Origin of the sequence: Faecalibacterium tardum, from assembly GCF_040096515.1 — a bacterium.
In the GTDB taxonomy this organism is placed as follows: Bacteria; Bacillota; Clostridia; order Oscillospirales; family Ruminococcaceae; genus Faecalibacterium; species Faecalibacterium tardum.
In genome coordinates this window covers 1-12,740 of the sequence record NZ_JBBMEO010000009.1, presented here as the reverse complement: position 1 = coordinate 12,740, position 12,740 = coordinate 1, and the positions used below count along the sequence as shown (strand labels likewise).

Below are 12,740 nucleotides of genomic sequence, written 5' to 3'. Positions count from 1 at the left end.
CTAACTGCCAATATCCTACCACGCTTTGCGCCCCGGTGCAAGAGCCGGGGCGGATGTTTGCAGACCTAAATTTTTAACAGGGGGCGCAAACCGCCGTGGAAAACCCGTTTACAGTCTGCCCCCTTGCGGCAGCGGGGATACGTTATGCTTACCATGCGTTTTTTATATGGCAGATATACCAAAAATTTTCTTTACTTTTTGGCAGTTCGGCTCTATACTGGTTGCGGCGTTTACGCTGTTTTCCCAGTTATAGTCGTTATAGAGGAGGATTTTTGCAATGAATAAGGATCTGACGGTGGGCAAGCCGTCACAGGTATTGTGGCAATTCTGTCTGCCCATGTTCGGCAGCATCATTTTCCAGCAGCTGTACAACATCGCCGACAGTCTGGTGGCGGGCAAGTTCATCGGTGAAAATGCACTGGCTGCGGTGGGCAACAGCTACGAGATCACTCTGATCTTCATCGCCTTTGCCTTTGGCTGCAATATCGGCTGTTCGGTCATCGTGTCCCGCTACTTTGGCGCAAAGGAATACCGCGAGATGAAGACCTCGGTCTACACCTCCCTCATCGGCTCTGCCGTGCTGTGCGCCGTGCTGATGGGCATTGGTCTGCTGGGCTGCGACGCCCTGCTGGAGCTCATCAACACCCCGGAGGAGATCCTTGCGGACTCTGCGCTGTATCTGGACATCTACGTTCTGGGTCTGCCCTTCATGTTCTTCTACAACATTGCCACCGGCATCTTCTCTGCCCTTGGCGACAGCAAGACCCCCTTCTACTTCCTTGCAGTCTCTTCTTTGTCCAACATCGGCGTGGACATCCTGTTCGTCGCCGGTTTCAAGATGGGCATTGCCGGTGTGGCATGGGCTACCTTCCTGTGTCAGGGTGTCAGCTGCGTGCTGGCCATGGTGGTGGTGTTCCGCCGCATCCGCGCTTTCCGCACCGAGGGTCATGTGCAGCTGTTCTCGTGGAATATGCTGGGCAAGGTGGCCGTGGTGGCTGTGCCCAGCATCCTGCAGCAGAGCTTTGTCTCGGTGGGCAACATCATCCTGCAGAGCATCATCAACACCTTTGGTGCCAGCGTCATTGCAGGCTACTCTGCCGCCGTCAAGCTGAACAACATGGTCATCACCTCCTTTACCACCTTGGGCAACGGCATCTCCAACTACACCTCCCAGAACATGGGTGCCGGCAAGATGGACCGCGTCAAGGAGGGCTTTGGCGCGGGCCGCAATCTGGTGTGGCTGCTGTGCGTGCCGCTGGTGGTGCTGTACTTCTTCTTTGGCCGCTTTTTGCTGCTGCTGTTCATGAACGATCCGCAGGGCCCCGCCATTGACACCGGCATGCTGTTCTTGCGCATCCTCTCTCCCTTCTACTTTGTGGTGTCGGTCAAGCTGGTGGCAGATGGCATCCTGCGCGGCTGCGGCCTGATGGTGCGGTTCATGATCGCCACCTTCACCGACCTGATTTTGCGCGTGGGCATTGCCGCCGTGCTCAGCGCCACCGCGCTGGGCTCCACAGGCATCTGGATGGCATGGCCTGTGGGCTGGTGCATCGGTACGGCGCTTTCCATGGTGTTCTACGTCACCGCCATCCGCAAGGCGCTGGCAGAGCCGCTGGCTGTTGCCGAGGCCGAGGGACAGGCCGCCGAAGTCCGCGCCGAGGCCGAATTTGCCGCCGACGCCGAGATGGAGACACTGTAACCTTTTTGCAACCCGTGAATCCATTTCATCTCACAGATAAACAAAATGAACAATTTGAAATAGTGCACAAAATCGCGCTTTAATTTTTGTATAAAGTATCAACAAAGCCGAGAAAATGCGCCCAAAAGTATGGACGGTTTGTGAATTGCGGATTTGAACCCAGATAGCTATAATAACAGATAAGAACAGGAGCAAGGCCACTTTAGAGGGGAAGGGCCTTGCTTCCGTTTTTATCAATTTACTTTATAGAACACTCCGAAGGAGGAGATTTTTATGAAAAAGATGATCACTCGTCGTCAGTTCATGGCTGCTGCCGGTGTTGTTGCCGCAGCAAGCGCTCTGACTGCCTGCGGCGGTTCTTCCGCAAGCACGGCCGCTTCTTCTGCTGCCGGTTCTACCGCCGGTTCCGCTGCTGCTTCCGGCAGCACCATCAAGGTGGGTGTTCTGGGTCCCATGACCGGCGATGTTTCCGTTTACGGTCTGGCTGTTATCAACGGCGCAAGCCTGTACATGAAGCAAGTCAATGCCGATGGCGGTGTCAACGGCAAGCAGCTGGAGATCATCACCATGGACGAGCAGGGCGATGCTACGCAGGCTGTTACCTGCTTTACCAAGATGTGCGATCAGGGCATCACCGCTTTGGTGGGCGATGTTACCACCACCCCGACGCTGGCTGTCGCCGCTGAGAGCGCCGATTACAATATGCCCATGGTCACCGCTTCCGCTACTGCCGAGGCTGTCACCTACGATGCCGAGACCGACACCGTGAATGCCAACGTGTTCCGTGCAACCTTCACCGACCCGTTCCAGGGCATCAAGATGGCTGACTACGCTTACAAGAAGCTGGGCTACACCAAGGCAGCCGTTATCTTCCTGAAGGGCGCTGACTACAACGAGGGTCTGGCCGAGAATTTCGTGACCGAGTTCGAGAGCCTGGGTGGCACCGTCGTCGATCAGGAGAGCTACTCCGAGGGCGATGTGGACTTCAAGACTCAGCTGACCACCATTCTGGGCAAGGGTCCCGAGGTGGTGTTCTGCCCCAACTACTATCAGGACGTGGGTCAGATCCTTGCGCAGGCCGAGAGCATTGGCCTGAACGTTCCCTTCCTGGGCGGCGACGGCTGGGATGGTCTGGAGGGCTATGCTACCGCCGACCAGCTGAAGGATGCTTACTTCTGCGCAAACTACGCAAAGGGCTCCAACCCCGACTTTGAGAACGCCTACAAGGCTGAGTACGGCGAGGAGTACCCCAACGGCTTTGCACCTCTGGGCTACGATGCAGCCATGACCGTTGTGTACGGCATCAAGGCAGCTGAGGAGCAGGGCCTCGAGGCTGGCTCTGACGAGTACAAGCAGGCCGTCATCGACGCCATTGCCGGCGGCACCATCGAGGGCATCACCGGCACCTTTACCTTCGACGAGCACCACAACCCCGTCAAGCAGACCGCTATCCTGTGCTTCGACGGCGCAACCCCCGTGCTGAAGGAAATGTTCTGATCTGCGCCGTTCCATCCACCGGTGATGGAGCCGCCCGCACAGAGCAAACCCCATGATTTTCTGGAGAACGCCGGAACAGCTTTTTTCTGGTCAGGCGTTCTCCGTTTTTTATATCAAAAAGTGTAAACGCCGCAAAGAAAGGAAGTATCCAACCATGACAGTGTTCTTTAGCCAGCTGATCAACGGCTTGTCCCTTGGCAGCATCTATGCACTGATCGCACTGGGCTACAGCATGGTATACGGCATTATCCTGCTGCTGAACTTTGCCCACGGCGATGTCATCATGGTGGGCGCATACATGTCGTGGTTCGTCATGAACCAGCTGGGTCTTGGCCCGGTCACCGCTGTGTGCGCCACCATCATCACCTGTACGCTGCTGGGCGTGGTGATCGAAAAGATCGCCTACACCCCCCTGCGCAGCGCACCCCGTATCTCGCTGCTGATCACCGCCATTGGTGTCTCCTTCTTTCTGGAGTACACGGCAGAGCTGATCCTCGGCTCGGGTGCAAAGGTGATCCCCGCCTACTACACCAACCAGACCTTCCATCTGGGCAAGGTGCCGCTGGGTCTTACCTCCATCATCACGCTGGTGGTCACCGTGCTGTCCATGCTGGTGCTCACCTTTCTGGTGCAAAAGACGAAGCTTGGCAAGGCCATGCGCGCCGTCTCGGAGGATATGGATGCTGCCCGCCTGATGGGCATCAACGTCAACAGCACCATCTCCTTTACCTTTGCCGTGGGCTCGGCGCTGGCGGGCATCGGCAGCGTGCTGTACTGCTGCTCCTACCCGCAGGCTACCCCCACCATGGGCTCCATGCTGGGTCTGAAAGCCTTCGTTGCCGCCGTGCTGGGCGGCATCGGTTCCATTCCGGGTGCCATGATCGGCGGCATTGCCATCGGCCTGTGCGAGTGCTTTATTTCCGCCATCGGCCTTTCCGCTTGGAAAGACGCTGTTACGTTTGCAATTCTGATCATCGTGCTGCTGGTCAAGCCCACGGGCTTCCTTGGCCGCAAGGTGCAGGAAAAGGTGTAAGGGGGCATAACGATGAAAACCAACCGTAAAACCATCAAAATGCCCGTGCGCTACCTGATGAACGCCGTGCTGGTGGCGCTGCTGTTCGTGGGGCTTTCCTTCCTCACCCAGAATGTGCTGTCCACCTACCAGAACAAGGTGCTGCTGACTGTGGGCATCAACATCATTCTGGCTGTCTCGCTGAACGTTGCCACCGGTTATCTGGGGCAGCTGCCGCTGGGTCACGCCGGTTTTATGGCCGTAGGTGCCTATACCTGCGCGCTGTTTACGAAGTATTCCAACCTGCCCAAGGGCGTTGCCTTTGTTATCGGTCTGGTGCTGGCATGGATCATGGCCGGGCTGTTCGGGGTGCTCATCGGCATCCCCGCCCTCCGCCTGACCGGCGACTATCTGGCCATCCTGACGCTGGGTTTTGGCGAGATCATCCGCATCACCTTGAACAACATTGATGATGTGCTGGGCTTCAAGCTGTTCTACGGCGCAAAGGGCCTGAAGAACATCCCCAAGTACTCCAACTACTGGAATGTGTTCCTGTGCGTGGTCATCACCTGCTTCCTCATCCACGCCATGATGAAGAGCCGCCACGGCCGTGCCGTGTTGGCTATCCGCGACAACGAGATCGCCGCCGAAAGCTGCGGCATCCAGACTACCTATTATAAGGTGATGGCCTTTGCCTTCTCCGCCGCCTTTGCAGGCTTGGCCGGCGGCCTGTACGCCTGCTATCTGGGCGTGCTGGATCCCTCCACCTTCGGCTTTATGAAGTCCATCGAAATTCTGGTCATGGTGGTGCTGGGCGGCATGGGCTCCATGCTGGGCTCCATCCTGTCCGCTACTGTGCTGACCATCCTGCCCGAGGCCACCCGCAGCTTTGAGAGCTACCGCATGGTGGTCTACTCGCTGGTGCTGGTGCTGATGATGATCTTCCGCCCGGGCGGACTGCTGGGCAGCTACGATTTCTCCCTGAGCCGCATCGTGGAAAAGGCCATGAACGGCGAACTGTTCCGCAAACATACCGAAAAGGAGGCCGCTGACCATGAGTGAGTTCAAGACCAGACTGCACAGTGTTCCCTCCGGCGGTTTTCTGACCGACCGCGACAAGGACAAAAAGCCCATTCTGGACGTGCGTGAGCTGGGTATCGACTTCGGCGGTCTGACCGCCGTGGATGGCTTCAACCTGATGATCGGCCGCAACGAGATCACCGGTCTGATCGGCCCCAACGGCGCAGGCAAGACCACCGTGTTCAACCTGCTCACCAACGTCTACCAGCCCACCCGCGGCTCCATCCTGATCGATGGGATGCCCACCGCCGGGAAAAAGACCTATCAGGTCAACCGCATGGGCGTGGCGCGCACCTTCCAGAACATCCGCTTGTTCAAGGAGCTGAGCGTCATCGACAACATCAAGGTGGGTCTGCACGAGTCCATGAAGTATAATCTGGCTTCCTCCCTGCTGCGGATGCCGAACTACTGGAAAGAGGAAAAAAAGTGCACCGAGCGTGCGCTGGAACTGCTGGACATCTTCCACATGGCAGACCTTGCCAACGCGCAGGCCGGCAGCCTGCCCTACGGCGCACAGCGGCGGCTAGAGATCATGCGCGCACTGGCTACCGGCCCGAAGCTTCTGCTGCTAGACGAGCCTGCCGCCGGTATGAACCCCTCCGAGACAGCGGAGCTGACCGAGACCATCCGCCGCATCCGCGACGAGTTCAACATTGCCGTGCTGCTCATCGAGCACGACATGAGCCTTGTCATGGGCATCTGCGAGGGCATTGCGGTGCTGAACTTTGGCCGCATCATCGCCAAGGGCACCCCGGACGAGATCCGCGATAACCCGCAGGTCATCGAGGCCTATCTGGGCAAAAAGGAGGGCTGAGCCATGGCTGATACATTACTGAAGGTGGACGGCATCAACGTCTACTACGGCAACATCCACGCCGTAAAGGATATCTCCTTTACCGTCAACGCGGGCGAGATCGTCACCCTGATCGGTGCCAACGGCGCGGGCAAATCCACCACCCTGAAAACCATTTCCGGCCTTTTGAAGCCCCGCACCGGCGATGTGCTGTACAAAGGCAAGAGCATCAAGGGCGTGCGCGCCCACAAGATCGTGGAAAGCGGCCTTGCACAGGTACCGGAGGGACGCCATGTGTTTTTGCACATGACGGTGGACGAGAACCTTGACATGGGTGCCTACACTCAGCCCGCTTCCACCATTGCCGCCAACAAGGAAAAGGTGTTCACCCTGTTCCCCCGCCTGAAGGAGCGCCGCAAGCAGCTGGCGGGCACCATGTCCGGCGGTGAGCAGCAGATGCTGGCTATGGGGCGTGCGCTCATGAGCAACGCCTCCATGCTGATGCTGGACGAGCCTTCTATGGGTCTTTCGCCGCTGCTGGTGCAGGAGATCTTTGACATCATCCGCGACATCCACAAGGAAGGCATGACCATCCTGCTGGTGGAGCAGAACGCGCAGATGGCGCTTTCGGTGGCTGACCGCGCCTATGTGCTGGAGACCGGCCGCATAGTCATGGACGGCACCGGTGCCGAGCTGCTGACCAACGAGCGCGTCCGCAGCGCCTATCTGGGCGGGTAAACGGAAAAATAGTTTGATTTGCAGTTCCGAAACGCCCATGGGCGTTTCGGAACTGCTTTTTCCTGCTATCACTTTACTTTCGTAAAAAATTGTGCCATAATGGGTGCAGTATTCCGGCTTTGCAAAAGCCACGCCCCGGCTAGGGAAAGCGGGGCGCAAACCACACAGAATGAGGGGTAAACGTTATGAGCAAGATCATCATCCCGGCAAACTACAAACCTGCGCTGAACCTGTACGACACCCAGCGCGCCATCGGCACGGTGAAGCGGCTGTTTGCCGATACCCTGTGCGCCACGCTCAACCTGTACCGCGTGTCCGCACCGCTGTTTCTGGAGGCTTCCACCGGCCTGAACGATGACCTGAACGGCGTGGAGCGCAAGGTGACCTTTGACATCAAGGACAGCGGCACCGAGGCACAGGTGGTGCAGTCGCTGGCAAAGTGGAAGCGGCAGGCGCTGAAGGACTACGATTTCCGCGTGGGCAAGGGCCTGTACTGCGACATGAACGCTATCCGCCGGGACGAGGAGCTGGATAACCTCCACTCGGTCTATGTGGACCAGTGGGACTGGGAAAAGATCATCACGGTGGAGGACCGCAACGAGACCTACCTGAAAAACGTGGTGCGCTGCATCGTGTCTGCGGTGTGCGCCACCGAGATGAACCTGCACGCCATGTTCCCCCAGCTGCAGGATCTGCCCCTGCACACCCCCAACGTGACCTTTGTCACCTCACAGGAGCTGGAGGATAAGTACCCCGATCTGACCCCGAAGGAGCGGGAGAATGCCTTTGTCAAGGAGAATGGCACCACCTTCCTGATGAAGATCGGTGCACCCCTGCGCAGTGGCAAGCCCCATGATGGCCGCGCCCCGGACTACGACGACTGGGATCTGAACGGCGACCTGCTGTTCTGGAACGACCCGCTGCAGTGCAGCTACGAGCTGAGCAGCATGGGCATCCGCGTCAGCCCGGAAAGCATGGACAGGCAGCTGACCATGGCGGGCTGCGACGACCGCCGTACCCTGCCTTTCCACAAGGCAGTGCTGGCTGGCGAGCTGCCCTATACCATCGGCGGCGGCATCGGCCAGAGCCGCCTGTGCATGCTGCTGCTGGGCAGCGTCCACATCGGTGAGGTTCAGGCCAGCGTGTGGGACAAGGCCACCCGCGAAGCCTGCGCCAAGGCTGGCATCCCGCTGCTGTAAGCGGAACGTTTTTCAGCGGAAAAATACTTTTGATTTGAAATTCAGCCAAGCCCGCGGGCTTGGCTGAATTTTTTTTCATGGGAGGTTCAGATACACCCTAAAATAAAAAGCATGGTTTTGCGTCTATTCTGCAAACTTTTTGTGAACCCTATTGACAAAGTAGGTGGATAGGAGTATATTTTTAGCAGTCGAGCAGATAGAGTGCTAAAAACAAAACGGACTGCTCCGCAGGAGGTGTGCAAAACCATGAAGAAGAACATCTATACAAGTCAATCACGGCTCTGCCGCCGCCGGGCGCGGAGTTGTTAGCAAAGAACTTATCCGTCCGCTAAAATAAACCTTCCGGTATGAATGGAGGCTTGACTTTATGAATACCAATCAATATACCCAAAAGACCCTTGAGGCTTTGCAGGCAGCCCAGCAGCTGGCTGTGGAGTACCAGCACAACGCGCTGGAGCCCGCCCACCTGCTGCACGCACTGGCTGCGCAGGAAAACGGCCTGATCCCTCAGCTGCTGCAAAAGCTGAACGTTGACCCCGGCAGCTTTGCCGCCGCCGTGGCGGAAAAGCTGTCCGCGCTGCCCCGGGTGTCCGGCTCCGGCCGTGACCCCGATAAGGTCTATATCTCGCAGGCCACCGATAAGGTGCTCAGCGCCGCCGCCCGCGAAGCCAAGGCCATGAAGGACGACTTCATCAGCGTGGAGCACCTGTTCCTTGGCCTGCTGGACGAGCAGGACCAGACCACCAGTGAGCTGTTCCGCGCCTTCAACCTGAAAAAGGACGCCTTTTTGCAGCAGCTTACCGCCGTGCGCGGCAACCAGCGGGTGACCACCGATAACCCGGAGGACACCTACAACGCATTGCAGAAGTACGGTCAGGATCTGGTGGAGCTTGCCCGCAAGCAGAAGCTGGACCCCGTCATTGGCCGCGATCAGGAGATCCGCAATGTGATCCGTATCCTGTCCCGTAAGACCAAAAACAACCCCTGCCTGATCGGCGAGCCCGGCGTTGGTAAAACTGCCATTGCCGAGGGTCTGGCGCAGCGCATCGTGCGCGGCGATGTGCCCGAAAACCTGAAGAACCGCACCGTGTTCAGCCTGGACATGGGCGCTCTGGTGGCCGGTGCAAAGTACCGCGGCGAGTTCGAGGAACGTCTGAAGAGCGTGCTGAACGAGGTGAAGAAGAGCGAGGGCAAGATCATCCTCTTCATCGATGAGCTGCACACCATCGTGGGTGCCGGCAAGACCGACGGCGCCATGGACGCAGGCAACCTGCTCAAGCCCATGCTGGCCCGGGGCGAGCTGCACTGCATCGGCGCGACCACGCTGGACGAGTACCGCCAGTATATCGAAAAAGACCCCGCACTGGAGCGCCGGTTCCAGCCGGTGCAGGTGGATGAGCCTACCGTGGAGGATACCATCTCCATTCTGCGCGGCTTGAAGGAGCGGTATGAGGTGTTCCACGGCGTAAAGATCAACGACAACGCCCTGATCGCCGCTGCTACCCTTTCCGACCGCTATATCACCGACCGCTTCCTGCCGGATAAGGCCATCGACCTTGTGGATGAAGCCTGTGCCATGATCAAGACCGAGATGGACAGTATGCCCAGCGAGATGGACGATCTGGCACACCGCATCACCCAGCTGCAGATCGAGCAGGTGAGCCTGAAAAAGGAGACTGATGCCCTGAGCCAGAGCCGTTTGAAGGATCTGGAAAAGGAGCTTGCCGAATTGCAGGATAAGTTCCGCAGCATGAAGGCAAAGTGGGAAAACGAGAAGAACGCCATTGGCAAGGTGCAGACCCTGCGTGAGCAGATCGAGCAGACCAATGCCGCCATCGAGAAAGCCCAGCGCGAGTACGACCTGAACAAGGCCGCCGAGCTGAAGTACGGCAAGCTGCCCCAGCTGCAAAAGCAGCTGGCCGAAGAGGAAAAGGTGGCTGCTGCCAAGAAGGAGGACAGCCTGCTGCGTGACCGCGTGACCGACGAGGAGATCGCCCGCATCGTGGCACGCTGGACCGGCATCCCGGTAGAGAAGCTGGTGGAGGGTGAGCGCGAGAAGCTGCTGCATCTGGACGATGTGCTGCACCAGCGGGTCATCGGTCAGGACGAGGCTGTGACCAAGGTAAGCGAAGCCATTCTGCGCAGCCGCGCCGGCATTGCAAACCCCAACCGCCCCATCGGCAGCTTCCTGTTCCTTGGCCCTACCGGCGTGGGCAAGACCGAGCTGGCTAAGGCACTGGCACAGGCACTGTTTGACGACGAGCGCAACATGGTGCGTATCGATATGACCGAATATATGGAGAAGTTCAGCGTCAGCCGCCTGATCGGCGCGCCTCCGGGATACGTCGGTTATGAAGAGGGTGGCCAGCTGACCGAGGCTGTGCGCCGCAAACCTTACAGCGTGGTGTTGTTCGATGAGGTGGAAAAAGCCCACCCCGATGTGTTCAACATCCTGCTGCAGGTGCTGGACGATGGCCGCATCACGGATAGTCAGGGCCGTACCGTGGACTTCAAGAACACGGTCATCATCCTGACCTCCAATCTGGGCAGTGACATCATCCTGAACGATCTGGAGCAGCGCCGTGCGCAGGGCTCCAACGAGCTGAGCGAGGATGCAAAGCACCAGATCGACCTGCTGCTCAAGAGCAAGTTCCGTCCTGAATTCCTGAACCGTCTGGATGAGATCGTCTACTACAAGAGCCTGACCAAGGACGAAATGCGCAAGATCGTGGATCTGCAGCTGCAGGATCTGCGTAACCGCATGGAGGAGGGCAAGCACCTCAAGCTGGAGGTCACCACCGCCGCCAAGGACTTCATCATCGATTCTGCCTACGACAGTGTTTATGGTGCACGTCCCATCAAGCGCTTCATCCAGAGCCGCGTGGAGACCCTGATCGCCAAGGCCATCATCAAGGGCAATTATGCCGAGGGCAATACCCTGACGGTGGATTATGACGGCAGTGCATTAGTTCTGCGTTAAAATTTACCGGTTTTGTACGCGGATAACAGGCCAAAAGCTTGCACCCATGTGCAGAATATGCTATTATAAAAAGTAACATTGATGTGCTTTTCATCGCGGAAACAGCAACGATGGAAAGCACATTTTTGTATGTAAGAAAGTTTATAGACAAAACCCGCTCAGGCGCGTTGCCGGAACGGGGCAAATCAAAACAGAAAGTTGAGTGTGATTTTCCTTTTTATGGACGATGGCAGTATGACGCTCTGGGTAGCGCTGGTAGTATTGGTGGCACTCTCTGCCTTTTTCTCCGCCTCCGAGACCGCATTTTCTTCCCTGAATCAGATCCGCCTGAAAAGCCGCGCCGAGGACGGCGATACCTCTGCCGCCCGGGTGCTGGCAATGGCTGAAAAATACGATAAGCTGCTTTCCACCATCCTCATCGGCAACAATATCGTAAACATTGCCGCAGCTTCGATCGGCACCATCATTTTCACCAAGATGCTGGGTGCAGAGCGAGGCGCTACGGTGTCCACCATGGTGCTGACCGTGGTGGTGCTGATTTTTGGCGAGGTGACCCCCAAGAGCCTTGCCAAGGAGATGCCGGAAACGGTTGCCACCGCAGTTGCACCGGTGCTCAGCCTGCTGATGCTGGTGTTTACCCCGCTGACATGGCTGTTCAGCCAGTGGAAGCGCTTTCTGGGGCACTTTGTCCACAGCACCGAGGAGGACACCATTACCGAGGGTGAGCTGATGACCATGGTCAGCGAAGCCGAGAACGACGGCGAACTGACCGACCGGGAAAGCGAGCTGATCCGCAGCGCCATCGAGTTTGATGACGTGGAGGTGGAAGAGATCCTGACCCCCCGCGTGGATGTGATCGCGGTGGAGGACGATCTGCCGCTGGAAGAGGTGGCGCAGACCTTTGCGGAGTCCGGCTACTCCCGTCTGCCGGTGTACCACGACACCATTGATAACATCATTGGTGTGGTACATGAAAAGGACTTCTACATGGCACGCCTGAAAAAGGAAGTGAAGCTGGAGGATCTGGTCAAGCCCACCCTCTACACCACCGGCTCCACCCAGATCTCCCAGCTGCTGCGCACCCTGCGTGAGCAGCACCATCACATGGCTGTGGTGGTGGACGAGTACGGCGGCACCGAGGGCATCATCACGCTGGAGGACATTCTGGAGGAGCTGGTAGGCGAGATCTGGGATGAACACGACGAGGTGACCGAGGACTTCCGCAAGCAGTCGGACGGCAGCTGGATCGTACTGGGCAGCGCCGGCGTGGACGACCTGTACGAGCGGCTGGGTCTGCCGGAGGACGAGGACATCGACTCCAACACAGTGAACGGTCTGGTGCAGGAAAAGACCTGCCGTCTGCCTAAGGTGGGCGACCGCTTTACGCTGGGCAGCTACGACGGCGTAGTCACCCGCACCGCCAAGCGCCGCGTGACCGAGGTGCGTCTGACCCCCGCAGAAAAGCCTGACACCAAAAAGGACGAAGAGGAAAAAGGCCACTTTGGCAGAATGACCTCTAAATAAAACACTGACCGGCTGCTGCACAAAACGTGCGGCAGCCGGTTTTTCGTTACGACCTCTCCCGTGAAAATGCGTTTGGAGCGCTCTGCAGGGGAATTTTCTGATTGTATTCAGCGCGCAAAGACGCTCCGCTGGGCCAGAGGTAGGGAGGGGTGTTCCGACTCCCCCCTCCCTACCTCTGGACTCCACCCACCCCGCAACGGGCCAAGGGCTACACGCCC

General features: G+C 58.0%; 9 protein-coding genes. All 9 read left to right on the top strand.

Going from position 1 to position 12,740, the window contains the following annotated elements; all coding sequences use genetic code 11:
• Positions 1 to 277: 277 nt before the first annotated feature.
• The 9 genes from WMO44_RS07595 to WMO44_RS07555 all read left to right on the top strand — a co-directional run bounded on the left by WMO44_RS07595 (position 278) and on the right by WMO44_RS07555 (position 12,522).
• Positions 278 to 1,699 carry an MATE family efflux transporter gene (locus WMO44_RS07595; protein ID WP_349152216.1) on the top strand — a complete coding sequence of 474 codons (1,422 nt, stop codon included), beginning with the start codon at positions 278 to 280 and terminating at the stop codon, positions 1,697 to 1,699.
• Positions 1,700 to 1,972: 273 nt separating this feature from the next.
• Positions 1,973 to 3,196, top strand: coding sequence for an ABC transporter substrate-binding protein (locus WMO44_RS07590; protein ID WP_349152215.1), 1,224 nt, complete (start codon positions 1,973 to 1,975; stop codon positions 3,194 to 3,196).
• Between the two features lie 154 nt (positions 3,197 to 3,350).
• A complete protein-coding gene (locus WMO44_RS07585) occupies positions 3,351 to 4,229 on the top strand; it encodes a branched-chain amino acid ABC transporter permease (RefSeq protein WP_349152214.1) in 879 nt (292 codons plus the stop codon).
• A 12-nt stretch (positions 4,230 to 4,241) separates the two neighbouring features.
• Positions 4,242 to 5,270 carry a branched-chain amino acid ABC transporter permease gene (locus tag WMO44_RS07580; protein WP_349152213.1) on the top strand — a complete coding sequence of 343 codons (1,029 nt, stop codon included), beginning with the start codon at positions 4,242 to 4,244 and terminating at the stop codon, positions 5,268 to 5,270.
• Complete coding sequence (locus tag WMO44_RS07575; RefSeq protein ID WP_118657882.1) at positions 5,263 to 6,102, top strand: ABC transporter ATP-binding protein; 840 nt, start codon at positions 5,263 to 5,265, stop codon at positions 6,100 to 6,102. Before WMO44_RS07580 ends, WMO44_RS07575 begins: the two co-directional genes overlap by 8 nt.
• Before the next feature lie 3 nt (positions 6,103 to 6,105).
• On the top strand, positions 6,106 to 6,819 hold the full coding sequence (locus WMO44_RS07570; protein ID WP_055185514.1) for an ABC transporter ATP-binding protein: 714 nt from the start codon (positions 6,106 to 6,108) through the stop codon (positions 6,817 to 6,819).
• A 185-nt stretch (positions 6,820 to 7,004) separates the two neighbouring features.
• Positions 7,005 to 8,018 carry an aspartate--ammonia ligase gene (gene asnA, locus WMO44_RS07565; protein ID WP_118657881.1) on the top strand — a complete coding sequence of 338 codons (1,014 nt, stop codon included), beginning with the start codon at positions 7,005 to 7,007 and terminating at the stop codon, positions 8,016 to 8,018.
• A 367-nt stretch (positions 8,019 to 8,385) separates the two neighbouring features.
• The gene (gene clpB, locus WMO44_RS07560) at positions 8,386 to 10,998 is read left to right on the top strand and encodes an ATP-dependent chaperone ClpB (RefSeq protein ID WP_055185512.1); all 2,613 of its coding nucleotides are present in this window, start codon (positions 8,386 to 8,388) and stop codon (positions 10,996 to 10,998) included.
• 219 nt (positions 10,999 to 11,217) lie between these two features.
• Positions 11,218 to 12,522: an HlyC/CorC family transporter gene (locus WMO44_RS07555; protein ID WP_349152257.1), complete on the top strand. Its 1,305-nt coding sequence runs from the start codon at positions 11,218 to 11,220 to the stop codon at positions 12,520 to 12,522.
• The last annotated feature ends 218 nt before the right edge of the window (positions 12,523 to 12,740 follow it).

What these genes read in the sequence shown, in the direction of transcription:
- WMO44_RS07575 (WP_118657882.1), top strand. Translation starts at nt 5,263, where the DNA reads ATGAGTGAGTTCAAGACCAGACTGCACAGTGTTCCCTCCGGCGGTTTT.
- clpB (WP_055185512.1), top strand. Translation starts at nt 8,386, where the DNA reads ATGAATACCAATCAATATACCCAAAAGACCCTTGAGGCTTTGCAGGCA.
- WMO44_RS07555 (WP_349152257.1), top strand. Translation starts at nt 11,218, where the DNA reads ATGGACGATGGCAGTATGACGCTCTGGGTAGCGCTGGTAGTATTGGTG.
- WMO44_RS07570 (WP_055185514.1), top strand. Translation starts at nt 6,106, where the DNA reads ATGGCTGATACATTACTGAAGGTGGACGGCATCAACGTCTACTACGGC.
- WMO44_RS07580 (WP_349152213.1), top strand. Translation starts at nt 4,242, where the DNA reads ATGAAAACCAACCGTAAAACCATCAAAATGCCCGTGCGCTACCTGATG.
- WMO44_RS07590 (WP_349152215.1), top strand. Translation starts at nt 1,973, where the DNA reads ATGAAAAAGATGATCACTCGTCGTCAGTTCATGGCTGCTGCCGGTGTT.
- asnA (WP_118657881.1), top strand. Translation starts at nt 7,005, where the DNA reads ATGAGCAAGATCATCATCCCGGCAAACTACAAACCTGCGCTGAACCTG.
- WMO44_RS07595 (WP_349152216.1), top strand. Translation starts at nt 278, where the DNA reads ATGAATAAGGATCTGACGGTGGGCAAGCCGTCACAGGTATTGTGGCAA.
- WMO44_RS07585 (WP_349152214.1), top strand. Translation starts at nt 3,351, where the DNA reads ATGACAGTGTTCTTTAGCCAGCTGATCAACGGCTTGTCCCTTGGCAGC.